Genomic DNA, 25,140 nt, shown 5'->3' on the forward strand with positions numbered 1-25,140 from the left:
CATGGGAGACACACGGCGGGTGCTAACGTCCGTCGTGGAAAGGGAAACAACCCAGACCGCCAGCTAAGGTCCCAAAATCATGGCTCAGTGGGAAACGATGTGGGAAGGCAGAGACAGCCAGGAGGTTGGCTTAGAAGCAGCCATCCTTTAAAGAAAGCGTAATAGCTCACTGGTCGAGTCGGCCTGCGCGGAAGATTTAACGGGGCTTAAGCCATGTACCGAAGCTGCGGACTTGCTTTGCAAGTGGTAGAGGAGCGTTCTGTAAGCCTGTGAAGGTGTGTCGAGAGGCATGCTGGAGGTATCAGAAGTGCGAATGCTGACATGAGTAACGATAAGATGGGTGAAAAACCCATCCGCCGAAAGCCCAAGGTTTCCTGCGCAACGTTAATCGGCGCAGGGTTAGTCGGCCCCTAAGGCGAGGCAGAAATGCGTAGTCGATGGGAAACAGGTTAATATTCCTGTACCTCGCGTTAATGCGATGGGGGGACGGAGAAGGCTAGGTCATCCGGCTGTTGGTGTCCGGTTTAAGTATGTAGGGAGTGCCCTTAGGCAAATCCGGGGGCACAATCCTGAGGTACGATGACGAGCTCCTACGGGAGCGAAGTGACCAATGCCCTGCTTCCAGGAAAATCCTCTAAGCTTCAGTTAACGCGGGACCGTACCCCAAACCGACACAGGTGGGCAGGGTGAGAATCCCAAGGCGCTTGAGAGAACTCGGGTGAAGGAACTAGGCAAAATGGTACCGTAACTTCGGGAGAAGGTACGCCTTGGCTGGTGATGGGACTTGCTCCCTGAGCTGGTCGAGGTCGCAGAGACCAGGCCGCTGCGACTGTTTATTAAAAACACAGCACTCTGCAAACTCGAAAGAGGACGTATAGGGTGTGACGCCTGCCCGGTGCCGGAAGGTTAATTGATGGGGTTAGCTTCGGCGAAGCCCTTGATCGAAGCCCCGGTAAACGGCGGCCGTAACTATAACGGTCCTAAGGTAGCGAAATTCCTTGTCGGGTAAGTTCCGACCTGCACGAATGGCGTAACGATGGCGGCGCTGTCTCCACCCGAGACTCAGTGAAATTGAAATCGCAGTGAAGATGCTGTGTACCCGCGGCTAGACGGAAAGACCCCGTGAACCTTTACTACAGCTTCACACTGAACTTTGAACTTGTTTGTGTAGGATAGGTGGGAGGCTTTGAAGCTGGGACGCCAGTCTCAGTGGAGCCAACCTTGAAATACCACCCTGGCAATTTTGGAGTTCTAACCCAGGCCTGTTATCCAGGTCGGGGACCGTGTGTGGTGGGTAGTTTGACTGGGGCGGTCTCCTCCCAAAGAGTAACGGAGGAGTGCGAAGGTACCCTCAGCGCGGTCGGAAATCGCGCGACGAGTGCAAAGGCAAAAGGGTGCTTAACTGCGAGACAGACACGTCGAGCAGGTGCGAAAGCAGGTCTTAGTGATCCGGTGGTTCTGTATGGAAGGGCCATCGCTCAACGGATAAAAGGTACTCCGGGGATAACAGGCTGATACTGCCCAAGAGTCCATATCGACGGCAGTGTTTGGCACCTCGATGTCGGCTCATCACATCCTGGGGCTGAAGCAGGTCCCAAGGGTATGGCTGTTCGCCATTTAAAGTGGTACGCGAGCTGGGTTTAGAACGTCGTGAGACAGTTCGGTCCCTATCTGCCGTGGGCGTCGGAGATTTGACAGGATCTGTCCTTAGTACGAGAGGACCGGGATGGACGCACCTCTGGTGTTCCGGTTGTCACGCCAGTGGCATTGCCGGGTAGCTATGTGCGGAAGGGATAACCGCTGAAAGCATCTAAGCGGGAAACCCACCTGAAGATGAGATCTCCCTGGACCCTCGAGGTCCCTAAAGGGCCGTTGAAGACTACAACGTTGATAGGCTGGGTGTGGAAGCGCGGTAACGCGTGCAGCTAACCAGTACTAATTGCCCGTGCGGCTTGACCATATAACACCCAAGGTGTTGATGGTTGGTCTCGTCTGACACATCACTGTTGTACACATCACCTAGAATGCATTCCGAATTCAGATAGCGTAGCGCTTGCGCTGCATTATCTGGCCAGTTTGTCTGGCGGCAATAGCGAGTAGGAACCACCCGATCCCATCCCGAACTCGGAAGTGAAACTGCTCTGCGCCGATGGTAGTGTGGGGCCTCCCCATGTGAGAGTAGGTCACCGCCAGGCATTTATCCGAAGCCCGGTTCCCAATATGGGGGCCGGGCTTTTTTGATGGGTCTGGTCGGAGGGAGCATGGTGAGTGCGGGTGTGGCCGCCCTTGCGAACAGAAGAAGGATGTATGCGTCATGGCTCGAGGCAACAAACGAACAGATCGCGGATTGGTGGCGGTCGGGCTGGTGCTGATCGGGATTGGTGCCTACGCGGTCCTGGGAGGGGAGGTGGCGTTTACGCCAATCGCGCCACGAGAGGGAGCGGGATTCGGGGGGCCGATCGCGACCATTATCGGTCTGGCCTTTATTGCGGGCGGGATCTACTTTCTGCGCGAGTCGCGCCGGTAGAGTGCGGGTGCCGTCCGTAGGACGGTCCGGGGCAGGGTACCAGCTACTGAATACAGCGCCAGCCGAAGCCGGAGTCCTGGTCGGCGATGGTGATATCGTCGCGAGTGGTGCTCACCCCGTCGGACAGGGCCTGTGCAGCGAGTTCGGGACGGTTGTTGTCGTTCGAAAGGTGCATGCCGATCAGGTGTTCCAGCTTGCTGGTATCAGCCCGCTGTAGGAGATGGGTCGCGGCGTGGTTGGGTAGATGTCCGTAGCCGTCCCCAATGCGGCGCTTTAGTCTGGGTGGGTAACGCCCCGCTGCAAGCAGCTCCGGGCAGTGGTTGCATTCCAGGAGCAGACCCTGCGCCCCTGAGGCGATATCGATCATGTGCCGCGTGATATGGCCTGCATCGGTCATCAGGACGAGGCGCGACGCTCCATCCGAAAACACGAATTGGGTGGGTTCCCGTGCGTCGTGGGGAACTGTATAGGGAGTGACGCGGGCGTCATCGACCTCGACTGTGACGTCAGGCTGGATCTCTTCGAAATGGGCGAAGCCGTTGTCGCGGGCTGCCAGTCGGGTGCCGGCGGAGGCGTAGACCCGCAGGCCGTAGCGGCGCGAGAGGGCCGGAGCGGAGCCCAAGTGGTCGCCGTGCTCGTGCGTCACGAAGACGCCATCGAGATCGGACGCGGTCAGCCCCTGCAGGGCGAGGCGCCGTTCGAGTTCCTGGACCGAAAAGCCGCAGTCCACCAGCAGGCGGGTCGAGCCGATCTCGACCACGAGGGCGTTCCCGCCACTCCCGCTGCCAAGTGAACAGAATCGGATCACGGACTGCTCCGAAGGTGTGGTTGCCGCGCGGCCCGTCAGGGGTCGCCCGCGATGATGTCGGTCGCGCGCTTGGCGGGGTCCCCGGGCTGCGGTCCTAGCGCTGCATCTGAGTCTGAATGCGCTCCAGCACGAACTCGGCGTCGCGATCGCTCAGGCGGTCGCCCTCGAGGTCGCGTGCCTCGATCAAGAGGTCGCCATCGCCGCGTTCCTGCAGGCGAATCTGGTAGCGCTCGTTTTCGCGACGGTCTCCTCCGCGGCCGAAGATGCGGCCGAAGAAACCGGGCTCGTCGCGCTCGCCGGTCATGTCTGGCCGGTAGGTGACCTCGTAGATGCCGGCCTGGCGGTCCTGTTCGTCCACCAGCAATCCGGCACGGTCCAGGAAGGTCCCCAGCTGGCGCCAGACGCGTTCATATTCGCCACCCAGCAGCAGGGCGGGCGAGCCATCATGTTCCGTCATCTGCAGTTCGGTCGGACGGTCGACGAGGGTCTCGGCAACGCGTGCGCCCCCTTCACCTGGATCGCCGGTCGTGAGGAACACGAGCAAGCGGTTAAGCATCTCGGCTTCGAGTTCCGGGTCCGATGGGCGCATGGCCCAGCGCCAGGACTGGCCCTCGGCCTGTTCTTCGGCGCCGCGGTGGGTGATGTAGATTTCCGACTGCCCGTTGACGCGCTCGACGCGCATCCGGTACTGGTCCCGGGTATTGGCGTCGTATACGTTGCCCAGGGCACGCGCGAAGATGTTCTGCGTGCCGCGCAACGGGATGCCGGCCCGGTCCTCGGCCCACTCGGTCTGGATCACGCCGACCTGGGGTTCGTTACGTTCCAGCCGGAGGTTCTGGCTGTCCCAGAAGGCGACCAGTCGGTCCCAGATCTCGCCGGGGTCGCCGTCGACCTGGAGCCAGCGCGTGCCACCGTCGCGCATGAGCTGGACTTCGGCGGACTCCGGGAGTACCTGGACGGTGCTGGCTGGGGTGCCGGGCTGGGCCTGTGCGGGCTGCTGCTGGCGCTGGGCCGTGTCTTGCTGCATGTCGCGGGCGCTGATGCGGCCGCCCGGGTCATCGGGCAGGCGGTAGGCGCGTTCGGTGTCGGGGGCAATCAGATCCGGCGGGACTTCGAGGTCCTCCATCTGCCGGCTCATCTCGTATTCCGGGCCGGTTTGACGGTCACCGCCCCAGGTTCCGCACCCGGCGACGGCGAGCCCCGTGGCGATCGCGAGGGTGGCGCGCGTGGCGGCGTGATAGGGCTTGAAAGGCACTTTCATGATCGGAGTCAGACCTCAATGCCGGCTTGGCGCATCGCGTCCAGTACCGGTGCATGGAACGGTTCGGAAAGGGGTGTCAGAGGCAGGCGGATACCTTCCTCTATCATCCCCATGCGCTGCAAGGCCCATTTTACCGGGATGGGATTCGCTTCGAGAAAGAGGGCCGAATGCAGGCCGTCGAGCTGGCGATTGATCTCGCGCGCTTCGTCCGCGTGGCCCTCGCGCACGGCTCGGCACATGCGAGACATCAGTGCCGGCGCGACATTGGCCGTCACCGAGATGACGCCCTGCCCTCCGGCCAGCATGAACGCGAGACCATTGGCGTCTTCGCCACTGAACAGGTCCAATCGCCCCCCCACGCGCTGGACAAGCTCCGCGGTGCGCTCGTTATTGCCCGTTGCCTCCTTGAGCCCGACGATGTTGGGGATGTCGGCCAGGCGTTCGACCGTCTCGGGGAGCATGTCGACGGCCGTGCGTCCCGGGACGTTATAGAGGATCTGCGGGATATCCACGGCCTCGGCGATGGCCTTGTGGTGCAGATACAAGCCCTCCTGTGTGGGCTTGTTGTAGTACGGGGATACCAGCAGGCAGGCATCAGCGCCGGCCTCGCGGGCGCAGCGCGTGAGGGCGATCGCCTCGCGCGTGGAGTTCGCGCCGGTGCCGGCGATGACCGGCAGGCGACCGCCCACGGTCTTGACCGTATGGGCAATCGCTTCGCAGTGTTCGTCGAAATCGAGGGTGGCGGATTCGCCGGTAGTACCGACCGCTACGATGGCGTCGGTTCCGGCCTCGATGTGGAATTCGAGGAGCCGATCAAGCGCCGGCCAGTCAAGACTGCCGTCCGCGTGCATCGGGGTCGCCAGTGCGACCATGCTGCCTTGAAACATCGACTCCTCCAGCGACGGTAATGGTGCAGTCTAACGGGCGCGCGACAAGGCGTTCAAGAAGCCGCGCGAAGCCCCCGTCTGGATGACCCTTCCATGCCACCCCGACCGTTGGCGCCACCAGGGCGAGGTGGTATGTTCCCAGCCATCATGCCCGCAGATGCATCCAACCCGTCCAGCATTGCCTCAGGCCTTTGGCCGTTCGGCGGCGCTCTGCGCTCCAGGGGCCGGCATGGCTGAGGTCGTCGGGGCCGGCTCGCACACCCATCTGATCCTGAACCTGATCGGACCCGATCAGCCTGGCCTGGTGGCCGGCGTCACGCGGGTAATCGTCGATACAGGCTGCAACCTGGAGTCCAGCCGCATTACGACCCTGGACGGCTATTGCTGCATGGCGCTGAGCGCCAGCGGCAACTGGAAGACCCTCGCCACGCTGGAATCCCGCCTGGAACGGCTGGAGGCCGAGCTGGATCTCGCGATCACTGTGCGCCGTGGGCCGCTGGATGAGTCCAGCCAGCCCGCGATGGCCTATGCGGTGGACGTGGTCGCGCTGGACGCCCCGGGGCTGGTCAATGCCCTGGCCGATTTCTTCACCAGCCGTGGCGTGAACCTGCGCGATGTGCAGACGCGCGTCTATACCGCTCAGCACACGGGGGCGCGCATGTTCGCCGCCAACATGGTGGTGGACATCCCGGCGGGACAGCACCTGGCCAGCCTGCGCGGCGAATTCATGGATTTTTGCGACGAACTGAACCTGGACGGGGTGCTGGATCCGATCAAGGCCTGATCCGATCCGGGGCTGTCCGGCCCAACCTCGACACGGAGTGACAGCTGATGACGATCGCCATTGACCAGACCGTTCCCGAAGACCTGCGCGTGCCCGCCACCGGCGAGCAGACCCTGGGCCCGGGTGATTTTCGCGGCAAGGTCGTGGTGCTCTATTTCTACCCGAAGGACAGCACCCCGGGCTGCACCAACGAAAGCCGCGATTTTGCCGCCAACAAGGCCGCGTTCGACGCCGCCGGCGCCGTCATCCTCGGGGTTTCGCGCGACAGCGTGAAAAGCCACGAGAACTTCCGCACCAAACAGGAGTTGCCGTTCGACCTGCTGAGCGACGCCGACGAGCAGTTGTGCGAGGCGTTTGACGTAATCAAGATGAAGAACATGTACGGCAAGCAGGTGCGCGGTATCGAACGCTCCACTTTCCTGATCGACGAGCAGGGCGTGCTGCGCCGGGAATGGCGCAAGGTCAAGGTGCCGGGGCATGTGGACGAGGTCCTGGCCGCGGTGCGCGAGATGGCCGGCCAGTGAGGCGCCGCGCGAATTCTTCGAGAGCACTGGCAGTAGACGTTCGACCCATTTGTTTTCGACTCACCCCGGCCGCGGAGGCGCCATGAGCGAAACACCGGAGGACCCGAAACGCCTGTTTGTCCTGGACACCAATGTCCTGATGCACGATCCCACCGCGCTGTTCCGCTTCAAGGAACACGACATCTTCCTGCCCATGGTCGTGCTCGAGGAGCTCGACCGCGGCAAGAAGGGGGTCTCCGAGGTCGCGCGCAACGTGCGCCAGGTCTCGCGCTTTATCGACGAGTTGATGAGTGGCGCGACCCACGAGCAGATCGCCGCCGGGTTGCCGCTACAGGCCGAATCGCTCAGCGAGTCGACGCTTGCACCCTCCGGGCGGCTGTTTTTTCAGACCCGCAATCTGACCTCGCGCCTGCCGGACTCGCTGCCCGGCTCGACGCCGGACAACGACATCCTGGCCACCGCCCAGGCACTCAAGACGGAGTGGTCGGATCTCCCGGTCACGCTGGTCTCCAAGGACATCAACCTGCGCATCAAGGCGGCGGTGATCGGCCTGCACGCGGAGGACTACTACAACGACCAGGTCCTGGACGACGTCAGTCTGCTGTTCTCCGGCATGACCGAGCTGCCGGCGGACTTCTGGGAGACCCACGGGGCCAAGATGGACTCCTGGCAGGAGTCCGGCCGGACCTACTACCGGGTCACCGGACCCCTGGTCAGCGAGTGGCAGCCCAACCAGTTCGTGTACCGCGAGGGGGAGAACCCGCTGTCCGCGATCGTGCTGGAGATCGATCAGCCGAACGAGTCCGCGGTGATCGAGCTGGTGGACGACTACATGACCCCGCGCCACAGCGTCTGGGGTATCAATGCCCGCAACCGCGAGCAGAACTACGCCCTGAACCTGCTGATGGACCCGGAGGTGGATTTCGTCTCCCTGCTGGGGGCTGCCGGCACCGGCAAGACCCTGCTGGCGCTGGCCGCGGGGCTCGCGCAGACGCTGGAGGACAACACCTACAAGGAGATCATAATGACCCGGGTCACGGTCCCGGTGGGCGAGGATATCGGCTTCCTGCCCGGGACCGAGGAGGAAAAGATGACCCCCTGGATGGGCGCACTGATGGACAACCTCGAGGTGCTCGCCAAGTCCGAGGGTGCGGGCGACTGGGGGCGGGCGGCCACGAACGACGTGCTGACCAGCCGCATCAAGATCCGCTCGCTGAATTTCATGCGCGGGCGCACCTTCCTCAACCGATACATCATCCTCGACGAGGCGCAGAACCTGACCTCCAAGCAGATGAAGACCCTGGTCACCCGCGCCGGGCCGGGCACCAAGGTGGTGGCGCTGGGCAACATCGCGCAGATCGACACCCCGTACCTGACCGAGACCTCGTCCGGCCTGACCTACGTGGTGGACCGCTTCCGCAACTGGACCCACAGCGGCCACATCACGCTCACCCGCGGCGAGCGCTCGCGGCTGGCGGACTACGCCTCGAATCACCTGTAGGGGTTGTCGGATGCGCCCCGTCGTTGCGGGGCGCAAGAGGAGGGGCTAGCCGTCCTCGCTGTAGCGTACGCAGGCGCGGTCGGTCTCCCACAGGGTCAGCGCGTGCATGCGCAGGCCCGGGCGGTTCAGGCGTTCGGACATCTGACGGAAGAACCACTGCGCGATGTTCTCGGCGGTCGGGTTGACCGTGTCGAACGGCGGGACGTCGTTCAGATAGCGGTGGTCCAGTTGCCCGGCGATCTCGCGCGCGGCGGTCTTGACCACCTTGAAGTCCACCGCCATGCCGGCGTCGTCCAGGGTCTCGGCCTGGACTTCGGCCTCTACCTTCCAGTTGTGTCCGTGCATGTTCGCGCACTGCCCCGGGTAGTCGCGCAGGGTATGCGCGGAGGCAAAGTCGGTCAGGACACGAAGGGTGTAGCGGGCACTCATGATCTTTTCCGGGCGAGCGGCCGTCGCCGGCCGGGGTTGTGTCAGCCCGCGAAGCCTAGCCGGCCGTTGTCTTCCGCGCAATTCTCCTGCCCGGATGCGTGGCGAATCGCGGCCAGCACGCCCTCGGTGTCGAGGCCGCAGTCGGCCAGGATCTGTTCGCGCGAGCCGTGTTCGGTGAAGACGTCCGGGATGCCCAGTACCTGGCAGGGCAGGGTCAGGCCCTCGGCGGAGAGCCATTCCAGCACCGCGCTGCCGGCGCCACCGGCTCGGGCATGATCCTCGAGCGCCACGAAGCGTTCGTGGCTGGAGGCCAGCCGCGCCAGCAGTTCGGTGTCGAGTGGCTTGATAAAGCGCATGCTCACCACGGTCGCATCCAGCGCTTCGCCGGCGGCCAGGGCGGTCTCCAGCAGCGCGCCGAAGCTGAGGATCGCCAGACCCCGGCCCTCGCGTACGACCTCGGCGCGTCCGATCGGCAGGGTCTCCAAATCCTCGCTGCCCCCTTCCGGCAGGACGCCGGGGCCGCCCCCGCGCGGATAGCGCACCGCCGCCGGGCCCTCGTAGGCGTAGCCAGTGGACAGCATCTGGCGGCACTCGCGCTCGCTGGCCGGGGCCATCAGCAGCATATTGGGGACACTGCGCAGCAGCGCGGTATCGAAGGTGCCGGCATGGGTCGGGCCATCAGCGCCAACGATTCCCGCGCGGTCCACCGCGAACAGTACCGGGAGGTTCTGCAGGGCGACGTCGTGGATCACCTGGTCCATCGCCCGCTGCAGGAAGGTCGAGTAGATCGCGACCACGGGCTTCTGTCCCTCGCAGGCCATGCCGGCGGCCAGCGTGACCGCGTGCTGCTCGGCGATTCCGACATCGAAGTAGCGCTCGGGGAACTGCTCGGAGAAGGCGACCAGGCCGGAACCCTCGCGCATCGCCGGGGTAATGCCCAGCAGGCGCTCGTCGGCCGCGGCCTGATCGCAAAGCCACTGGCTGAAGATGTCGGTATAGGTCGGTGCCTTCGGGCCCGAGGGCTTCAGGCCGTTTTCCGGCTCGAACTTGGAGACCCCGTGGTAGCGGCAGGGATCTTCCTCGGCCGGGGCGTAGCCCTGTCCCTTGCGCGTAACCACATGCAGCAGCTGTGGGCCGTGGCCGCCGCGCAGGTTCTTCAGGATCGATACCAGGCCGTTTACGTCGTGCCCATCCACGGGGCCGAAATAGCGAAAACCCAGCTCCTCGAACAGCGTGCCAGGTACCAGCATGCCCTTCATGTGTTCCTCGGCGCGCTCGGCAAAGGCCTTCACCGGCGGGACGAACTCCAGCATGCGCTTGGAGCCCTCGCGCACCGAGCTGTAGATGCGTCCGGACAGCAGGCGAGTGAAGTACTGGTTCATCGCGCCGACGTTGGGCGAGATCGACATGTCGTTGTCGTTCAGGATGACCAGCAGATTGCAGTCAAGATCGCCGATATGGTTGAGCGCCTCGAAGGCCATGCCGGCGGTCATCGCCCCGTCGCCGATCACCGCGACATGGCGGCGGTCCAGTCCGGCGTGCTTGGCCGCCAGGGCCATCCCGGCGGCCGCGCTGATCGAGGTGCTGGAATGCCCGGCCCCGAAGGCGTCGTATTCGCTCTCCGCACGCTTGGGGAACCCGGCCAGTCCGCCGTACTGGCGCAGACTGGCCATGCCGGCCCGCCGCCCGGTCAGGATCTTGTGCGCGTAGGCCTGGTGGCCGACATCCCACACAATGCGATCATCCGGGGTGTTGAACGCGTAGTGCAGCGCGATCGCGAGCTCCACCGTGCCCAGGTTGGCGGCCAGGTGCCCGCCCGTGCGCGAGACGCTCTCGATCAGGAACTGGCGCAGCTCGCCGGCCAGGCCGGGCAGTTCCGAGGCCGGGTGTGCCCGCAGGTCGGCGGGCCATTCGATTGCATCCAGCAGGGGCGTGGGGGTCATGGGCAGGCCGTATCAGTTCATGCGGTCGACGATGTACCGCGCGAGGAAGCGAAGCAAGTCCGCCTCCTGGCCAAAGGGTTGCAGCTCGGCCAGCGCTTCGTCGACCAGGGCCACCGCGCGCTCGCGCGAAGCCTCCAGGCCCTGCAGCGAGGGAAAGGTGGCCTTGTCCAGTCGGGCATCCGCGCCGCAGGCCTTGCCGAGCACCTCCGGGTCACCCTCCACGTCGAGCACGTCATCGCGGATCTGGAAGGCCAGGCCAATGCATTCGGCGTAGCGGGTCAGGTGGCCAAGGGCGTCCCCCGGAACGCCGCCGGCGATGGCGCCCAGGCGCACCGAGACCCGGATCAGGGCACCGGTCTTGAGCCGGTGCATGCGCTCCAGTTCCGCCAGATCGATTGGCTTGCCGCAGGCGCCAAGGTCGATGGCCTGACCGCCGGCCATGCCGTGCAGGCCCGCTGCATGCGCGAGCTCGGCCAGGGCATCCAGAGCGGCTGTCCCGGGCAGGGCGCGCACGCCGGCGGTCATGATCTCGAAGGCGCAAGCCTGTAGTGCATCCCCGGCGAGGATGGCGGTGGCCTCGTCGAACGCACGGTGGCAGGTGGGCCGGCCACGGCGCAGGTCGTCGTTGTCCATCGCCGGAAGGTCGTCGTGGATCAGCGAATAGACATGGACCATCTCCACGGCCGCCGCCATCGCATCAAGCACGTCATCGGGGGCGCCGCAGGTGGCCCCGGCCGCGTATACCAGTACCGGTCGCAGGCGCTTGCCGCCGGAGAGGGTGGCATAGCGCATGGCCTCGATGAGCCGCGGGTCCGGGGCAGAGTCGGCCGCCAGGCGCTGGTCGAGTACGGTCTCGATACGACGCTGATAGGCTTTCAGCGCCTCGGATGGGTCAGGGGTGGCCAAGGCAGGATCCTAGAACGGGACGTCGTCGGGGTCGGTCGGGGTGCCGGCGGCGCTCCCGGACACCGTGCCCTGCTCCGCTGGCGCGCTGGCGAGTTTTTCAATGCGTGCCTGGGCGTCGTCCAGCGCCTTCTGGCAGAGGCCGACCAGCTCCATGCCGCGCTGGAATTCCTCCAGCGACTGTTCCAGGCCCAGTTCGCCGGACTCCATCCGCGCCACCAGGGCCTCCAGGGCCTCCAGGCTGGCTTCGAACTCGGCAGGGCTGTCGGTGGATGTGTCGGTCATGGTGTCGGATTACGTTTGGGTTCTTATTGGATCGCGGGGGCCAAAAGGTGAGAAAGTATCCGATCCGCCGCGGCGAGGAAAGAAGCCGGGATACCGGGGGCTTGAGTTTCGTGACCGTGCCCCCACGGTCACCGGGGCAATCGGTTGACATGCGACCGGGTGCTGACTAGAGTTTCGAAGTGGTTTAGACACAGTCTAAATGTCCGGTCTGCGCAGCGGTCGCATCGGTGTGCAGATCTTAACCAGCAAGAGGAGAGACCCATGGAACTGAAAGGTAGCAAGACCGAAGAAGCCCTCAAGGAGGCCTTTGCCGGCGAATCGATGGCCAACCGTCGTTACCTGTACTTCGCTTCCAAGGCGGACGTGGAAGGCTACAACGACGTCGCGACCGTGTTCCGTTCCACCGCCGAAGGCGAAACCGGCCACGCCCACGGTCACCTTGAGTACCTCGAGAGCTGCGGCGACCCGGCCACTGGTCTGGAGTTCGGCTCCACCGCCGCGAACCTGAAGACCGCCGTTGCCGGCGAGACCCATGAGTACACCGATATGTACCCGGGTATGGCCAAGACCGCCCGCGACGAAGGCTTCGACGAAGTCGCCGACTGGTTCGAGACCCTGGCCAAGGCGGAGCGTTCCCACGCCAACCGCTTCCAGAAGGCCCTGGACCAGCTGGACGACTGATCGTCCGGTAGTAACGGAAGCATGCGGGGCCGGTACTCCGGCCCCGTTTTCCGGGAGGTACGGAACAGCCTGTGAAGTCAGCCCTGCGGCTGCGTTCGCACGTTGTTCCGTGTTTCCCTCGAAGCATCGTCACTGATACGGATACCGGAGGGATGCATGTCTGCGCCGACGCACCAACGTGAAGGAAGTCTGGAAGCCCCGACCCGCCATCCGCTGGACTGGAAGAATCCCGAGTTCTACAACGAGGAATCGTTGTTCGCCGAGCTGGAGCGGGTCTACGACATCTGTCACGGCTGCCGGCGTTGCGTCAGCCTCTGCAATTCGTTCCCCACGCTGTTCGACCTGGTCGACGAATCCGAGACCATGGAGGTCGACGGGGTCGACAGGAAGGACTACTGGAAGGTGGTCGATCACTGCTACCTGTGTGATCTGTGCTACCTGACCAAGTGCCCCTACGTGCCCCCGCACGAATGGAACGTCGACTTCCCGCACCTGATGCTGCGGGCCAAAGCCGTGCGTTTCCAGAAAGAGGGAGCGAAGGCCGCGCACAAGTTCATGTCCAGCACCGATACCGTCGGCAAGCTGGCGGGCATCCCGGTGGTCGCCGGCGTAGTCAACGCCGCGAACAAGAACGGCGCAATGCGGAAGGTGCTGGACAAGACTATGGGCGTGCACCCGGATGCCCCGGTCCCCGAATACCACTCGAGCAAGGGTCGTTCGCGCATGGCGAAGGTTGCCAAGGGGGTTAGCAACCCCGAGCCGGCCGGTGCCACCCAGGGCAAGGTCGCCCTCTACGCTACCTGCTACGGCAACTACAACGAGCCGCACCTGGTCGAGGACCTAGTCAAGGTCTTCGAGCATAACGGCATCGAGGTCACCCTGGTCGAGAAAGAGCAGTGCTGCGGCATGCCCAAGCTCGAACTGGGCGACCTGAAGGCGGTCGAGTCCGCGAAGGATGCGAACATCCCGGCGATGAAGCGCATGATCGATCAGGGCTATGACATTGTCGCGCCGGTCCCCTCCTGCGTGCTGATGTACAAGCAGGAATTGCCGCTGATGTTCCCGGACGAGCCCGATGTCGCCGCCGTGCGCGATCGTATCTTCGACCCGTTCGAATACCTGATGGAGCGCCACAAGGAAGGCAAGCTGAAGACCGATTTCCCCGAGAAGCTCGGCAAGATCGCCTACCACGCGGCCTGTCACCTGCGGGTCCAGAACATGGGCCTGAAGACCCGTGACCTGCTGAAGCTCGTGCCGGATACCGAGATCGACGTGATCGAACGCTGCTCCGGGCACGATGGCACCTATGGTGTTAAGAGCGAGTTCTACGAGACCGCGGCCAAGATCTGCCGCCCGGTGGTGAACCGGGTGCAGAAGGCCGAGTCCGATCACTACTCGAGTGACTGCCCGATGGCCGGGCACATGATCGAGAACGGGCTGCAGGGCAAGGGCGAGGACAAGGCGCCCGAACACCCGCTGACCCTGCTGCGCCAGGCCTACGGCCTGTAGCGCCGGGCATCGGCTACTAGCAACACGATGCGCGCCCGCCGAGGCGCCACGGATGGAGACACGAAATGGCCAGTGACAGCTACCACGAACCCGTCGAGGAACTGAGCGACGAGTCGCGCGAGATGCATCGCGCCATCGTCTCGCTGATGGAAGAGCTCGAGGCGGTGGACTGGTACCAGCAGCGCATCGATGCCTGCAAGAACGAGGAACTCAAGGCGATCCTCGCGCACAACCGCGACGAGGAGATCGAACATGCGGCGATGGTGCTGGAGTGGATCCGTCGCCATAACCCGGTGTTCGACCATGAACTGAAAGACAACCTCTGGTCCGACAAGGACTACACGAAGATGGGACACCACGACCACTGAGGGGTCCTGCGGACCAGTCCGGCGTGACGGAGGTAGCGAGATGGAGGCAAGTGTGGACAAGCTGAGTCGAGAAGACCTGTATTCGCTGGAGAAGTACCACGAGCTGCGGCCCCAGTTCCGCAACGAGGTCATGCAGCACAAGCGCAATCGCGTGGTGCAGGTGGGCCCGGCCGTGACCCTGCACTTCGAGGATCGCAAGACCATGCAGTACCAGATCCAGGAGATGCTGCGGGTCGAGAAGATTTTTGACGCCGAGGGCATCCAGGACGAGCTGGACGCCTACAACCCGCTGATCCCGGACGGCTCCAACTGGAAGGCGACCATGATGGTCGAGTATCCGGACGTGGACGAGCGCAAGGTCCAGCTGTCCAAGCTGATCGGGATCGAGCGCAAGACCTACGTGCAGGTCGAGGGCCATGACAAGGTCTACCCGATCGCGAACGAGGATCTGGACCGCGAGACTGACGACAAGACCTCGTCGGTGCACTTCCTGCGCTTCGAGCTGACCCCGGAGATGGTCTCCGCCGTGAAATCCGGTGCAGCCATCGCCATGGGGGTGGAGCACGAGAACTACAGCCACCGGCTGGACGCCGTCTCAGAGGGCACGCGCGAATCCCTCGCGTCCGACCTCGACGCCGTCAACTGACGCGGCCTTTTGACCGCTTCACCAAAGGCGCCTCCGGGCGCCTTTTTCGTTTCCGGCTTTTGCCGCGGCTGTTCAGGCTGGGCCTGGTTCGTCGTCTGGTGTTTACGATGGCTTCGTCCGGCCGCCTGCCAAGCGCTCACTCGCGAGCGCGCCGCGAGGTACTTTCTTGCTTGCCCAAGAAAGTACCCAAAGAAGGGCACCCGGATTCCGCCCGGGAACCTTGCTCCAGGGTCCTCGGGCCGGCGGCGCTGAAACTCGCTGCGCCTTCGGCTCCGCTCAGACAGTCAGCGCCTCTCTTCCGCCCCGAGGACCCTTCCGCAAGGGGCTTCATACGGGGGATGAAGGTCAAGACAACGGCGGTCCTGACGTTTGTGCGAATGGCTGGAGGCAAGGTGTTCCAACATCCTGGGCACGCGCGGCCTTCGGCCCTGGCGTGCCGCGCCTGCCAGTGGGCGCCAGAACCCGTCGTAGATACCGTCTTGCCCTATGAGGTGCAAGGCGTGTCATTTCGGGGTTGATACGGGGTTTGCGACTTGAGGACGCCGAAGGCGATGTGCAGGAGCTTGCGCATGGCCGCCCCGATGGCGGCCATCTTGGCTTTGCCCCGCCTCAGGAGGCGGTGGTACTGGCGCCGCACGTCCGGGTTGTAGCGGGTGGCCACCACAGCGGCCATGTAGAGCGTTTTGCGCAGCCGCCCCGAGCCGGCCTTCGCCAGCCGCGGGGGTCGCTGGACCGAGGTCCCGGACTCCTGCAGGACCGGTACCAGCCCATGGAACGCCGCCGCTTGTCGAGCGCTCGTGAACGCGCGGCTGCGCAGCGCTGCGGTCATCGAGGCCGACAGCACGCGGCCGATGCCGGGGATGCTCTCCAGCAAGGCCCGATCCCGCTTGAGATGATCATGCGCGTCGAAGTGATCATCGATCTGCTGCTGTAGCCGACGGTGTTCCTCGCGCAGGGCTTGCAGCACGTTGTCGATCGACGCCTGGGCGAGGGTGTCCTCGCTGAACTGCGCCTTCTCCAGGCGATTCTCCTCGCGCCGGATGTCCTCCTCAAGGGCTTCCAGCCGGCTGAGCAGGCGCTTGAGCTCCCGCACCTCGGGCGGCTCGGGCTGCCAGCGCCGTGGCGCGCGCTCGATGCCGTAACGCGCCAGCATCATGCTGTCCTTGCGGTCGGTCTTGTTGCGCACCCCCATGCCCTGGGCGTGGAAGCGCACTTGGGCCGGGTTCAGCACATGGACCCGAACCCCCTGCTCATGCAGCCAGTAGGCCAGCGGTTCGTGATAGATGCCGGTGGCTTCCAGATACACCTGAAGCGTCTCGGGCGCTTCACCCGTGTTGCGCTGCAGCCAGCGCAGCAACTCCGGATACTGGTCCTGGCGGTTCGGGAATACCTTCGGCTTGACCTTGCCCGCCTCCAGATCCCGGACCCACATGCAGTCGAGCTTGTTCTTGCTGACATCAATGCCGATATGGGCCATCTCGTCCTCTCGCCTTGTCCGTACAGCCTCACCCGTCCCTTACGGGGGGCTTGGATACCGTTCAAACTTCGAGATGAAAAAGGACTCGGGGGCCCATCTACGGCACAGGTTCGTGACCTCAGGATGCGATCGGGTTACCCCGAGCCCGGTGCGGTCCATGGTAGCGATCCGTGAACCGCAAGACACAAGGATGCGGATGAGCGCAGCGAATCGCATCTGGGTTGCCCCGGCGTCGGAGTGGTGCGTTTCGCTGCGCTCAACGCACCCTACAGCTCGGGGCTTAGGACAGGTACGGGGACACCGTCGGTTTTGACCTACCCTCCCGATATGAGCCCTTTGTGGAGGGTGTGACAGGCCGGACGATTCAAAATAGTAACGGGGACGCTAACTGTCTGAGCGAAGCCGAAGGCGCAGCGAGTTTCAGCGCCGCCGGCCTGGCGCGGCCGGAGCAAGGTTCCCGGGCGAATCCCGGGCGTGTTTCTTGGGTACTTCTTTGCACGAGCAAAGAAGCCCGTTTTTGATTAAGAACTGGCGCGGCGCGCTGGCGAGACAGCGCAGGCAGGCGGCCGGACGAAGCCATCGTAAACACCAGATGACGAACCGAGCCTAGCCAGAAGAGGCGGCGGGGCCAGGCGCTACAGGGCGTCGAGGACTTCGGAGAGGCGGGAGACCGCGACCACTTCCATGCCCTTGATGGGCTTGCGTGGCGCGTTGGCCGCCGGCGCGATCGCCCGGGTATAGCCGTGCTTGGCCGCCTCGCGCAGGCGCTCCTCGCCGTTCGGCACAGGCCGGATCTCGCCGGCCAGCCCGACCTCGCCAAAGGCCAGCATCTCCTGCGGCAGCGGCCGGTCGCGAAAGCTCGACAGGGCGGCGGCCAGCATCGGCAGGTCGGCGGCCGTCTCGGTGACGCGCACGCCGCCGACCACGTTAATGAAAACGTCCTGGTCGAACAGGGCCACGCCCCCGTGGCGGTGCAGGACGGCCAGCAGCATGGTCAGGCGGTTCTGTTCCAGGCCGACGGTGATGCGCCGTGGCTGCGGGGCATGGCTCTCGGAGACCAGGGCCTGTACCTCCACCAGCAGTGGTCGGGTGCCCTCGCGGGTGACCATTACCACGCTGCCGGGCACCGGGCCCTGGTGGCGCGAGAGGAAGATCGCGGAGGGGTTGGAGACTGCCTTCAGGCCGTTCTCCAGCATGGCGAACACGCCCAGCTCGTTGACCGCGCCAAAGCGGTTCTTCACCGCGCGCAGCATGCGGTAGCGCCCGTCCGGGTCGCCCTCGAAATAGAGCACGGTATCGACCATGTGCTCCAGCACGCGCGGGCCGGCGAGCTGGCCGTCCTTGGTCACATGGCCGACCAGGATCACGGTGATGCCACGCTGTTTGGCCAGGCGTACGAGTGCCGCGGCGCTCTCGCGCACCTGGCCGACCGAGCCGGGCGCGGACTGCAGCGCGGCGGTATAGAGCGTCTGGATGGAGTCGATCACCAGCACGCGCGGGCGTTCGCGTTCGCAGGTGGCGATCACGTTTTCCACCTGCGTCTCGGTCAAAAGGCGCAGTCCGTCGACCTCGAGCCCGAGGCGGCGCGCGCGCATGCTGATCTGCTGGGCGGATTCCTCGCCGGTCACATAGAGCGTGTCGCCGACCGGCAGCATGGCCAGGGTCTGCAGCAGCAGGGTGGACTTGCCGATCCCCGGATCGCCGCCCAGCAGCACGACCGATCCGTGTACCAGCCCGCCGCCCAGGGCACGGTCCAGTTCCGACAAGCCGGTGCCGGTGCGCGGGACCTCGCCGGCCTCCACTTCGCCCAGCCGGGTGATGCCGGCGACCTCGCCGGCGTAGCCGCCACGTGGGCCGGCCTGGGTGGCCGGTACGGCCTCCTCCAGGGTGTTCCAGGCGCCGCAGTCGCCGCACTGGCCGGCCCACTTGGGGCTCACCGCGCCGCATTCCCGGCAGACGTACTGGGTCTTCGCCTTCGCCATCAGGCTTCCTTGTTGTCCGGGCTTGTCGGTAGATCAGGGGCGACCACGCGCACCGTGCGGATGGTGTTGTTCTTGATCTGCACGATGTCCATCACCACGTCATTGATGCGCACGCTTACTGGCGCCTCGGGAATGCTCTCAAGGTATTCCACGATCAGTCCGCTGAGGGTCTTGGGGCCATCCACCGGGAGCTCCAGGCCCAGCGAGCGGTTGAGCTCGCGCAGGTGGATGCCGCCATCGACCATCGCCGAGCCGTCCTCCTGGCGCAGCACGTCGTCGCTCATGGCCGGGGAGTCGGTGGTGAACTCTCCGACAATCTCCTCCAGCAAGTCTTCCAGCGTGATCAGTCCCTCGATGTCGCCGTACTCGTCCACCACCAGGCCGATCCGCTTTTTCTGCTGCTGGAAGTTGATCAGCTGGCGGTTCAGCGCCGTGCCCTCGGGGATGAAGTAGGGCGGGGTCAGGATCTGGCGCAGGTCGTCGGCATCGAAGTCATCGCGCTCGATCAGCGGGATCACGTCGCGTCGGTGCAGGAAGCCGACGATATGGTCCAGTTCGCCCTCGACCACCGGCAGGCGGGTGAAGCTGCCATGGACCAGCTGCTCGACGACCTCGTTCCAGGGCTCGTTCAGGTCCAGCACCACGATCTCGTTGCGCGGGATCATGATGTCCTCGACCGTGGTGCGTTCCAGGTCCAGCAGGTTCAGCAGCATGCGCTGGTGGTTCGCCGGGATCAGCGAGCCAGCCTCGGAGACCACGCTGCGCAGCTCGTCGGTGTTCAGGGCCGAGCGCTGGCCAGGCTTCATGTGCACCCCGAACAGGCGCAATACGCCATTGGCCATCACGTTGATCATCCAGACCACCGGCCACATCACCTTCAGCAGGCCGGTATAGACCCAGGCCGCCGGGTAGGCGACACGTTCGCTGTGCAGGGCCGCGAGGGTCTTGGGGGCTGTCTCGGCGAAGATCAGCAGGGTGAGCGTAAGAACGCCGGTAGCAATGGCCACGCCGGTATCGCCGAATAGTCGCCAGCCGATAAAGGTGGCGATTTGCGCGATCAGGATATTGACGAAATTGTTGCCCAGCAGGATCAGGCCAATCAGGCGGTCCGGCCGCTCCAGCAGCCGGGCGGCGAGTGCAGCGCCCCGGTGTCCAGTCTGCGCGCGGTGGCGCATGCGGTAGCGGTTCAGTGCCATCAGCGCGGTCTCCGAACCGGAGAAAAACGCCGACAGCAGGAACAGAACGATCAGGGCGCCGAAAAGAAAGGAGAGCGGGATCTCTTGCAAGGGGCGGCCTGCGGGTCAGGGATGGGGTGGTCGCCCCGTGAAGGGCGTCTGGGTCATTTCAGGCAAGCGCCGCCGGGGTGTCAAGCCGGCCGGCCGGGAGTGCCATCAGACACGCCCGAGGATGACTTCCAGCACCAGCTTGGAGCCAAAGTAGGCCAGCACCAGCACCACGAAGCCGCCAGTAGTCCATGCAAGGGCGCGCGTCCCGCGCCAGCCCAGGCGCCAGCGTCCGAGCAGCAGGATGGAGAAGATCACCCAGGCCAGCAGCGACAGGATGGTCTTGTGTACCAGATGCTGGGCGAACAGGTCGTCGACGAAGATCAGGCCGGAGAGCAGGCTGAGCCCAAGGAACAGCCAGCCGATGAAGATCATGCGGAACAACCAGACCTCCATCGAGAACAGCGGCGGCAGGTAGCGCACGATCCCCGAGGTGTGATGGTTGTGCAGTGCGCGGTGCTGGGCAGCCATGACTGCGGCTTGGGCCGTGGACAGCGCGAGGAAGGCCCATCCGAGCGCCGAGAACAGGATATGCACGTCGATCCCGGCCGAGGTTGCGTAGCGGGTACCGTCTTCGCACAGCAGTGCGCCAAGGGCGGCCAGCGCAGTCAGCGGCAGGATCATCACGCCCAGTACGGCCAGCGGGTGGCGCAGGGCGGTCAGCCACAACAGCGCAGCCACCAGCCACAGCGACGCGGACAGGGCATTGCCCAGGCACAGGTTCAGCCCGGCCTCGGTTACGACCAGCGGGATCAGTGCCGCCAGGTGCACGATCAGGGCCGCCAGCCAGAGCACCAGGGGCGCGCGGGGCTGCCCGGCGGCCAGGGGCTGGGTGCGGGTGGCGACGATCAGGTATCCCGTGGTGGCGAGATACAGCGCTACGGCAAGCAATCCGGCAACGGTGGTCATGGGCGGCGATTATCCCCGCTCCCGATCCTGAATGCACATTCGGGGCGGCAATCCCGGAACACGACTGGGGCCGTGCAGGCCGGGTGGCGAGGCCGCTATACTGTACGGTCTTTCCCGGCACGGGCCGGGCCAGAACGAGCGAGACGAGGACAGACGATGTTCGACGGCCTTTCCAGCCGCCTCCAGGAGACCATGAAGCGCCTGAAAGGCCAGGCGCGGCTCACCGAGGACAATATTCAGGACGCCCTGCGCGAGGTGCGCATGGCACTGCTGGAGGCCGATGTGGCCCTGCCGGTGGTGCGCGAGTTCGTCAAGGACGTCAAGGAAAAGGCGCTGGGCCAGGAGGTCATCGGGAGCCTGACCCCGGGGCAGGCCCTGATCAAGGTCGTCCATGACGAGCTGATTGCGACGATGGGCGGGGAGAACGCCGCGCTGAATCTGGCGGTCCAGCCGCCGGCCGTGGTGCTGGTGGCCGGTCTGCAGGGCGCGGGCAAGACCACCAGTATCGGCAAGCTCGCGCGCCTGTTGCGCGAGCGCGAGAAGAAGAAGGTCGCGGTGGTCAGCTGCGACGTCTATCGGCCGGCGGCGATCCAGCAGCTGGAGACCCTGGCCGGGCAGGTCGAGGTCACGTTCTATCCCAGCGATACCAGCCAGAAGCCCGAGGCGATCGCGAGCGAGGCCGTTGCCCGGGCGCGCCGCGATGGTACCGAGGTGCTGCTGGTGGATACCGCCGGGCGGCTGCATGTCGACGAAGACATGATGGCCGAGGTGAAGGCCCTGCATCAGGCGATCGACCCGATCGAGACCCTGTTTGTGGTCGACTCCATGACCGGCCAGGACGCGGCGAACACCGCGCGCGCTTTTGGCGAGGCCCTGCCGCTGACGGGGGTGGTGCTCACCAAGGCTGACGGTGACGCCCGCGGCGGCGCTGCGCTGTCGGTGCGCCAGATCACAGGGGTGCCGATCAAGTTCATCGGCATGGGCGAGCGCCCGGATGCGCTGGAGCCGTTCCACCCCGAGCGTATCGCCTCGCGCATCCTGGGCAAGGGCGATGTCCTGTCGCTGGTCGAGGAGGCCAGCCGCCAGGTCGACCAGGACAAGGCCGCCAAGCTCACGCGCAAGCTGAAGAAGGGGCGCGGCTTTGACCTGAACGACCTGCGCGAACAGCTCGGTCAGATGCAGAAGATGGGCGGGATCAGCTCGATGCTGGAAAAGCTGCCCGGCGGCGGCAAGCTGCCGGACGCGGTGAAGAACCAGGCCAACGACAAGGAGATCGGTCGCATGATGGCGGTGATTTCGTCGATGACCGAGCACGAGCGTCGCCACCCGGACATCATCAAGGGTTCGCGCAAGCGCCGGATTGCCGCCGGGTCCGGCACCCAGATCCAGGATGTGAACCGCCTGCTCAAGCAGCACGCGCAGATGAGCAAGGCGATGAAAAAATTCTCCAAGGGTGGCGCATCGAAGATGATGCGCGCCCTGGGTGGAAAATTGGGCGGCATGGGTGGAATGGGTGGCCCCGGTGGGGGCATGCCGTTCCGCTAGCCGGAGGACGCTACCGGCCTCGGCACCTTGTGCTGGCGGCGGGATTCGTTATAATCGCGCGTTTTCTCGAGAAAACGGACTCAAACGGGGTTCAACAGAACATATGGTTACGATTCGCCTGCTTCGCCGCGGCGCCAAAAAGCGCCCGTTCTACTCGATCGTCGTCACCGATTCGCGCAAGCGTCGGGACAGCGGCTACAAGGAACAGATCGGCTTCTTCAACCCGGTCGCCCGCGGTCAGGAAGAGCCGCTGCGCATTGACCTGGAACGCGTGGACTACTGGCTGGGCCACGGCGCCGGCATGTCCGAGCGCGTGAACCACCTGGTCAAGGGCTACCGCAAGCAGCAAGCCGCGGCCTGAGGCCGTCGGCTCGCTGATTACGCGTAGTAGACCGAACTCCGGTGATGAACGAGGCGGGTGAACGCATCCGCGTCGGACGCGTCTCCGGGGTGTACGGCGTGAAGGGCTGGGTCCGGATCTTTTCCGAGACCGAGCCACGCGCCGCGATTGCCGACTTCCCCCGTCTGTGGCTGCGTTCCGGCGCTGACTGGCGGCTGGCGGAGGTCGAAGCGGGCCGGGCCCACGGGCCCGGCGTCGTAATGAAGTTTGCCGAGACCGCCGATCGCGAGGCGGCCTACGGCCTGATGGGCGCCGAGCTGGCGATCGAGCGCGACTGGCTCCCGCCCGCCGAGGACGGCGAGTACTACTGGGCCGACCTGCTGGGTATGGAGGTCGAGCACCAGGACGGGACCGCGCTGGGGCGCATCTCCGGGTTCATGGAGACGGGCGCCAACGATGTGCTGGTCGTGCGCGGCGATCGCGAACGGCTGATTCCCTGGGTGCGGGGCCAGTACATCCTGGATGTGGACCTGGAGGCCCGGCGGTTGCGGGTCGACTGGGATCCGGAATTCTGAGGCGGACGATGCGCTTCGATATCGTCACGCTGTTTCCGGAACTGGTAACGGCGGTGGGCGAGTCCGGGGTGACCGGGCGGGCGGTGCAACAGGGACGGCTCGCACTGGAGACCTGGAACCCGCGTGACTGGGGGGCCGGTTTCCACCAGGCGGTGGATGACCGCCCCTATGGTGGCGGTCCCGGCATGGTCATGCAGTATGGGCCGCTGGCGTCCGCGCTGGAGGCGGCGCGAGCCGACGCGACGGCGCCCCTGCACGTGATCGCCCTGACCCCGCAGGGGCGGCCGATCCGGCAGGCGATGTTGCGGGAGCTGGTCAGAAAGCCGCGGGTGGCACTTGTGTGCGGCCGCTACGAGGGCATCGACGAGCGCTTTATCGAGGCGCAGGTCGACGAGGAATGGTCGCTGGGCGACTATGTCCTGTCCGGTGGCGAGCTGGGCGCGATGGTAGTTATCGATGCCTGTGCGCGCCTGCTCCCGGGTGTGCTCGGGCACGCGGATTCCGCCGGGCAGGACTCGTTCAGCGAGGGCCTGCTCGACTGCCCGCACTACACGCGGCCAGAGGTTGTGGCGGGGCGTGCGGTACCGCAGGTGCTGCTGGGTGGCGACCATGGAGCGATCCGGCGCTGGCGGCGGCGCGAGGCGCTGGGGCGCACGTGGGAACGGCGGCCGGACGTGCTGGCGCGCGAAGAATTCGGGGCCGAGGATCTGGCCCTGTTGGACGAATACCGTGTGGAACGACGGAAGGGCGGTCCGCACACCGAAAGCGATGATTGAGGTCGAACGATGAACAGCGTGATTCAGGAACTGGAAGCCGAACAGATGAAGTCCGACGTACCGGACTTTGGTCCGGGCGACACCCTGGTGGTGCAGGTGAAGGTGCGCGAAGGCGAGCGTGAGCGCCTGCAGGCCTTCGAGGGTGTGGTGATCGGCAAGCGCAGCCGTGGCCTCAACTCGGCGTTCACCCTGCGCAAGGTCTCCTACGGCAACGGCGTGGAGCGGACCTTTCAGACGCACAGCCCGCAGATTGCCGAGATCAAGGTGAAGCGCCGCGGCAAGGTCCGTCGCTCCAAGCTCTACTTCCTGCGCGATCGTACCGGCAAGGCCGCGCGCATCAAGGAAGACATCAAGGCGAACCGGAACGGCGCCTGATGGCCGGGGTGGCCGCGCAGCCCCGCTCGCGTCCGCCCGGTTTTCCGTTGTCGGCTGAATCGGCCATGCGAAGCCAGCGCTGTCTCCTGCCGGGAGTCGCGCTGGCTTTTGTGTGGCTGGAGTCCGGGCAGGGGGATCTGCTGGCCTGCGGCTGGCAGTGCCCCGACGATCCACTCGATTTGTCCCCGCTGCGGGATATCCCGACCGCTGACCGGTCCCCTCCTGCCTTCGACCCTGCAGACTACGCCCGCGATCCGACCAAATGGCGGGCGACGCCAGCGGTACCGCCGGGGACGGAGCACGCCCGCCGGGTCTGGGCCGCACTTTCGGCCATCCCCGTTGGCGAGGTGCGGACCTATGCGCAAATTGCCTCACAGATCGGCTCGGCCCCGCGTGCCGTGGGGCAGGCCTGCCGCACCAACCCCTGGCCGTTGTTCATCCCCTGTCATCGCGTGGTGTCCGCGCGTCACCGCGGTACGCGCGACATTGGTGGCTACGCGGGCGACCAGGATGGCCCGTTGGCCGACGTGAAGCGCGCCCTGCTTGTTCACGAAGGTGTGCTCCAGCTCGGCTAGCGCTTTCCACTCCAGTTGCTGGCAGCGTGCCCGTCGTGCGTGGCGCGGTTTCCTTCCTTGTTCAATGGCTTGCCAGACACCCCGTCTGGCCGGGCTCGTGCCGACGAGCCGACACCCTCGAAAATTCCATCACCCGGCGGAATAGAATTCGCGCATGCTGCGTCTGCCAGACGGTGCTGGGCTCCGAGAATCCTTGAAAAACAGACTGTTAGAAAAAGCTAATATAGCTTTTTGTGTTGACAGCACG

General features: G+C 65.0%; 25 protein-coding genes and 2 rRNA genes (1 of these 27 only partly in view). 16 read left to right on the top strand and 11 right to left on the bottom strand.

Annotated features, from left to right (window positions below; genetic code table 11):
- The 3 genes from F813_RS0107010 to F813_RS0107020 all read left to right on the top strand — a co-directional run.
- Positions 1-1,960: ribosomal RNA gene (locus F813_RS0107010) — 23S ribosomal RNA — on the top strand (it extends 920 nt beyond the left edge of the window).
- 119 nt (positions 1,961-2,079) lie between these two features.
- A 5S ribosomal RNA gene (rrf, locus tag F813_RS0107015) occupies positions 2,080-2,195 on the top strand.
- Positions 2,196-2,314: 119 nt separating this feature from the next.
- Complete coding sequence (locus F813_RS0107020; RefSeq protein ID WP_026148179.1) at positions 2,315-2,527, top strand: hypothetical protein; 213 nt, start codon at positions 2,315-2,317, stop codon at positions 2,525-2,527.
- A gap of 43 nt (positions 2,528-2,570) precedes the next feature.
- Here the strand turns inward: F813_RS0107020 and F813_RS0107025 are convergent, their stop codons facing one another.
- The 3 genes from F813_RS0107025 to dapA form a co-directional block, all read right to left on the bottom strand.
- Positions 2,571-3,335: an MBL fold metallo-hydrolase gene (locus tag F813_RS0107025; RefSeq protein ID WP_038060044.1), complete on the bottom strand. Its 765-nt coding sequence runs from the start codon at positions 3,333-3,335 to the stop codon at positions 2,571-2,573.
- Positions 3,336-3,429: 94 nt separating this feature from the next.
- Positions 3,430-4,596 carry an outer membrane protein assembly factor BamC gene (bamC, locus tag F813_RS0107030; RefSeq protein WP_017926031.1) on the bottom strand — a complete coding sequence of 389 codons (1,167 nt, stop codon included), beginning with the start codon at positions 4,594-4,596 and terminating at the stop codon, positions 3,430-3,432.
- 8 nt (positions 4,597-4,604) lie between these two features.
- Positions 4,605-5,483: a 4-hydroxy-tetrahydrodipicolinate synthase gene (gene dapA, locus F813_RS0107035; protein ID WP_012981823.1), complete on the bottom strand. Its 879-nt coding sequence runs from the start codon at positions 5,481-5,483 to the stop codon at positions 4,605-4,607.
- 229 nt (positions 5,484-5,712) lie between these two features.
- On the opposite strand from dapA, the gene F813_RS0107040 reads away from it, so the two are divergent.
- The 3 genes from F813_RS0107040 (at position 5,713) to F813_RS0107050 (ending at position 8,292) form a co-directional block, all read left to right on the top strand.
- Positions 5,713-6,267, top strand: a complete 555-nt coding sequence (locus F813_RS0107040) for a glycine cleavage system protein R (RefSeq protein WP_012981824.1) — start codon at positions 5,713-5,715, stop codon at positions 6,265-6,267.
- A 47-nt stretch (positions 6,268-6,314) separates the two neighbouring features.
- Positions 6,315-6,791, top strand: a complete 477-nt coding sequence (locus F813_RS0107045) for a peroxiredoxin (protein ID WP_012981825.1) — start codon at positions 6,315-6,317, stop codon at positions 6,789-6,791.
- Positions 6,792-6,873: 82 nt separating this feature from the next.
- Positions 6,874-8,292, top strand: coding sequence for a PhoH family protein (locus F813_RS0107050; RefSeq protein ID WP_012981826.1), 1,419 nt, complete (start codon positions 6,874-6,876; stop codon positions 8,290-8,292).
- A 45-nt stretch (positions 8,293-8,337) separates the two neighbouring features.
- Here F813_RS0107050 and queD read toward each other — a convergent pair whose 3' ends face one another.
- Genes queD through xseB form a run of 4 tightly spaced genes read right to left on the bottom strand, consistent with a single transcriptional unit; the run spans position 8,338 to position 11,852 of the window.
- A complete protein-coding gene (queD, locus tag F813_RS0107055) occupies positions 8,338-8,721 on the bottom strand; it encodes a 6-carboxytetrahydropterin synthase QueD (RefSeq protein ID WP_012981827.1) in 384 nt (127 codons plus the stop codon).
- Between the two features lie 41 nt (positions 8,722-8,762).
- Positions 8,763-10,664 (bottom strand): 1-deoxy-D-xylulose-5-phosphate synthase, encoded by a 1,902-nt coding sequence (gene dxs, locus F813_RS0107060; protein ID WP_017926032.1) that lies wholly within the window; start codon positions 10,662-10,664, stop codon positions 8,763-8,765.
- Between the two features lie 12 nt (positions 10,665-10,676).
- Positions 10,677-11,570 (bottom strand): (2E,6E)-farnesyl diphosphate synthase, encoded by an 894-nt coding sequence (ispA, locus tag F813_RS0107065; RefSeq protein ID WP_012981829.1) that lies wholly within the window; start codon positions 11,568-11,570, stop codon positions 10,677-10,679.
- 9 nt (positions 11,571-11,579) lie between these two features.
- Entirely contained in the window at positions 11,580-11,852 is a 273-nt protein-coding gene (xseB, locus tag F813_RS0107070) for an exodeoxyribonuclease VII small subunit (protein WP_012981830.1), read from the bottom strand.
- Between the two features lie 261 nt (positions 11,853-12,113).
- Here xseB and F813_RS0107075 point away from each other — a divergent pair, with 261 nt between their 5' ends.
- The 4 genes from F813_RS0107075 (at position 12,114) to F813_RS0107090 (ending at position 15,056) form a co-directional block, all read left to right on the top strand.
- On the top strand, positions 12,114-12,533 hold the full coding sequence (locus F813_RS0107075) for a rubrerythrin family protein (protein ID WP_012981831.1): 420 nt from the start codon (positions 12,114-12,116) through the stop codon (positions 12,531-12,533).
- Between the two features lie 156 nt (positions 12,534-12,689).
- Positions 12,690-14,042: a heterodisulfide reductase-related iron-sulfur binding cluster gene (locus tag F813_RS0107080; RefSeq protein WP_012981832.1), complete on the top strand. Its 1,353-nt coding sequence runs from the start codon at positions 12,690-12,692 to the stop codon at positions 14,040-14,042.
- Between the two features lie 65 nt (positions 14,043-14,107).
- On the top strand, positions 14,108-14,410 hold the full coding sequence (locus tag F813_RS0107085) for an encapsulin-associated ferritin-like protein (RefSeq protein WP_017926033.1): 303 nt from the start codon (positions 14,108-14,110) through the stop codon (positions 14,408-14,410).
- A 40-nt stretch (positions 14,411-14,450) separates the two neighbouring features.
- Complete coding sequence (locus F813_RS0107090) at positions 14,451-15,056, top strand: DUF3501 family protein (RefSeq protein ID WP_012981834.1); 606 nt, start codon at positions 14,451-14,453, stop codon at positions 15,054-15,056.
- Positions 15,057-15,540: 484 nt separating this feature from the next.
- On the opposite strand, the gene F813_RS0107095 is transcribed toward F813_RS0107090, so the two are convergent.
- The 4 genes from F813_RS0107095 to F813_RS0107110 form a co-directional block, all read right to left on the bottom strand.
- Complete coding sequence (locus F813_RS0107095; protein ID WP_017926034.1) at positions 15,541-16,533, bottom strand: IS110 family transposase; 993 nt, start codon at positions 16,531-16,533, stop codon at positions 15,541-15,543.
- Between the two features lie 635 nt (positions 16,534-17,168).
- The gene (gene radA / locus F813_RS0107100) at positions 17,169-18,515 is read right to left on the bottom strand and encodes a DNA repair protein RadA (RefSeq protein WP_012981836.1); all 1,347 of its coding nucleotides are present in this window, start codon (positions 18,513-18,515) and stop codon (positions 17,169-17,171) included.
- The gene (locus F813_RS0107105) at positions 18,515-19,801 is read right to left on the bottom strand and encodes an HlyC/CorC family transporter (RefSeq protein WP_017926035.1); all 1,287 of its coding nucleotides are present in this window, start codon (positions 19,799-19,801) and stop codon (positions 18,515-18,517) included. The genes radA and F813_RS0107105 overlap by 1 nt, the downstream gene beginning before the upstream one ends.
- A gap of 105 nt (positions 19,802-19,906) precedes the next feature.
- On the bottom strand, positions 19,907-20,707 hold the full coding sequence (locus F813_RS0107110; protein ID WP_012981838.1) for an inner membrane protein YpjD: 801 nt from the start codon (positions 20,705-20,707) through the stop codon (positions 19,907-19,909).
- Between the two features lie 156 nt (positions 20,708-20,863).
- On the opposite strand from F813_RS0107110, the gene ffh reads away from it, so the two are divergent.
- From ffh to F813_RS0107140, 6 genes are all read left to right on the top strand, one after another.
- On the top strand, positions 20,864-22,252 hold the full coding sequence (ffh, locus tag F813_RS0107115; RefSeq protein ID WP_017926036.1) for a signal recognition particle protein: 1,389 nt from the start codon (positions 20,864-20,866) through the stop codon (positions 22,250-22,252).
- A gap of 103 nt (positions 22,253-22,355) precedes the next feature.
- Positions 22,356-22,613 carry a 30S ribosomal protein S16 gene (rpsP, locus tag F813_RS0107120; RefSeq protein ID WP_012981840.1) on the top strand — a complete coding sequence of 86 codons (258 nt, stop codon included), beginning with the start codon at positions 22,356-22,358 and terminating at the stop codon, positions 22,611-22,613.
- Between the two features lie 44 nt (positions 22,614-22,657).
- Positions 22,658-23,167 (top strand): ribosome maturation factor RimM, encoded by a 510-nt coding sequence (gene rimM / locus F813_RS0107125; RefSeq protein ID WP_017926037.1) that lies wholly within the window; start codon positions 22,658-22,660, stop codon positions 23,165-23,167.
- Positions 23,168-23,175: 8 nt separating this feature from the next.
- Positions 23,176-23,943 (top strand): tRNA (guanosine(37)-N1)-methyltransferase TrmD, encoded by a 768-nt coding sequence (trmD, locus tag F813_RS0107130; RefSeq protein ID WP_017926038.1) that lies wholly within the window; start codon positions 23,176-23,178, stop codon positions 23,941-23,943.
- A 9-nt stretch (positions 23,944-23,952) separates the two neighbouring features.
- Positions 23,953-24,318 carry a 50S ribosomal protein L19 gene (gene rplS, locus F813_RS0107135; protein ID WP_012981843.1) on the top strand — a complete coding sequence of 122 codons (366 nt, stop codon included), beginning with the start codon at positions 23,953-23,955 and terminating at the stop codon, positions 24,316-24,318.
- The gene (locus F813_RS0107140) at positions 24,318-24,893 is read left to right on the top strand and encodes a methylated-DNA--[protein]-cysteine S-methyltransferase (RefSeq protein WP_017926039.1); all 576 of its coding nucleotides are present in this window, start codon (positions 24,318-24,320) and stop codon (positions 24,891-24,893) included. Before rplS ends, F813_RS0107140 begins: the two co-directional genes overlap by 1 nt.
- The last annotated feature ends 247 nt before the right edge of the window (positions 24,894-25,140 follow it).

This window comes from Thioalkalivibrio sp. HL-Eb18, assembly GCF_000364985.1.
Classification (GTDB): Bacteria; Pseudomonadota; Gammaproteobacteria; order Ectothiorhodospirales; family Ectothiorhodospiraceae; genus Thioalkalivibrio.

Coding starts and splice junctions, on each gene's coding strand:
- F813_RS0107020 (WP_026148179.1), top strand. CDS start 2,315: ATGGCTCGAGGCAACAAACGAACAGATCGCGGATTGGTGGCGGTCGGG.
- bamC (WP_017926031.1), bottom strand. CDS start 4,596: ATGAAAGTGCCTTTCAAGCCCTATCACGCCGCCACGCGCGCCACCCTC.
- dapA (WP_012981823.1), bottom strand. CDS start 5,483: ATGTTTCAAGGCAGCATGGTCGCACTGGCGACCCCGATGCACGCGGAC.
- F813_RS0107040 (WP_012981824.1), top strand. CDS start 5,713: ATGGCTGAGGTCGTCGGGGCCGGCTCGCACACCCATCTGATCCTGAAC.
- F813_RS0107045 (WP_012981825.1), top strand. CDS start 6,315: ATGACGATCGCCATTGACCAGACCGTTCCCGAAGACCTGCGCGTGCCC.
- F813_RS0107050 (WP_012981826.1), top strand. CDS start 6,874: ATGAGCGAAACACCGGAGGACCCGAAACGCCTGTTTGTCCTGGACACC.
- queD (WP_012981827.1), bottom strand. CDS start 8,721: ATGAGTGCCCGCTACACCCTTCGTGTCCTGACCGACTTTGCCTCCGCG.
- dxs (WP_017926032.1), bottom strand. CDS start 10,664: ATGACCCCCACGCCCCTGCTGGATGCAATCGAATGGCCCGCCGACCTG.
- xseB (WP_012981830.1), bottom strand. CDS start 11,852: ATGACCGACACATCCACCGACAGCCCTGCCGAGTTCGAAGCCAGCCTG.
- F813_RS0107075 (WP_012981831.1), top strand. CDS start 12,114: ATGGAACTGAAAGGTAGCAAGACCGAAGAAGCCCTCAAGGAGGCCTTT.
- F813_RS0107080 (WP_012981832.1), top strand. CDS start 12,690: ATGTCTGCGCCGACGCACCAACGTGAAGGAAGTCTGGAAGCCCCGACC.
- F813_RS0107085 (WP_017926033.1), top strand. CDS start 14,108: ATGGCCAGTGACAGCTACCACGAACCCGTCGAGGAACTGAGCGACGAG.
- F813_RS0107090 (WP_012981834.1), top strand. CDS start 14,451: ATGGAGGCAAGTGTGGACAAGCTGAGTCGAGAAGACCTGTATTCGCTG.
- F813_RS0107095 (WP_017926034.1), bottom strand. CDS start 16,533: ATGGCCCATATCGGCATTGATGTCAGCAAGAACAAGCTCGACTGCATG.
- radA (WP_012981836.1), bottom strand. CDS start 18,515: ATGGCGAAGGCGAAGACCCAGTACGTCTGCCGGGAATGCGGCGCGGTG.
- F813_RS0107110 (WP_012981838.1), bottom strand. CDS start 20,707: ATGACCACCGTTGCCGGATTGCTTGCCGTAGCGCTGTATCTCGCCACC.
- ffh (WP_017926036.1), top strand. CDS start 20,864: ATGTTCGACGGCCTTTCCAGCCGCCTCCAGGAGACCATGAAGCGCCTG.
- rpsP (WP_012981840.1), top strand. CDS start 22,356: ATGGTTACGATTCGCCTGCTTCGCCGCGGCGCCAAAAAGCGCCCGTTC.
- rimM (WP_017926037.1), top strand. CDS start 22,658: ATGAACGAGGCGGGTGAACGCATCCGCGTCGGACGCGTCTCCGGGGTG.
- trmD (WP_017926038.1), top strand. CDS start 23,176: ATGCGCTTCGATATCGTCACGCTGTTTCCGGAACTGGTAACGGCGGTG.
- rplS (WP_012981843.1), top strand. CDS start 23,953: ATGAACAGCGTGATTCAGGAACTGGAAGCCGAACAGATGAAGTCCGAC.
- F813_RS0107140 (WP_017926039.1), top strand. CDS start 24,318: ATGGCCGGGGTGGCCGCGCAGCCCCGCTCGCGTCCGCCCGGTTTTCCG.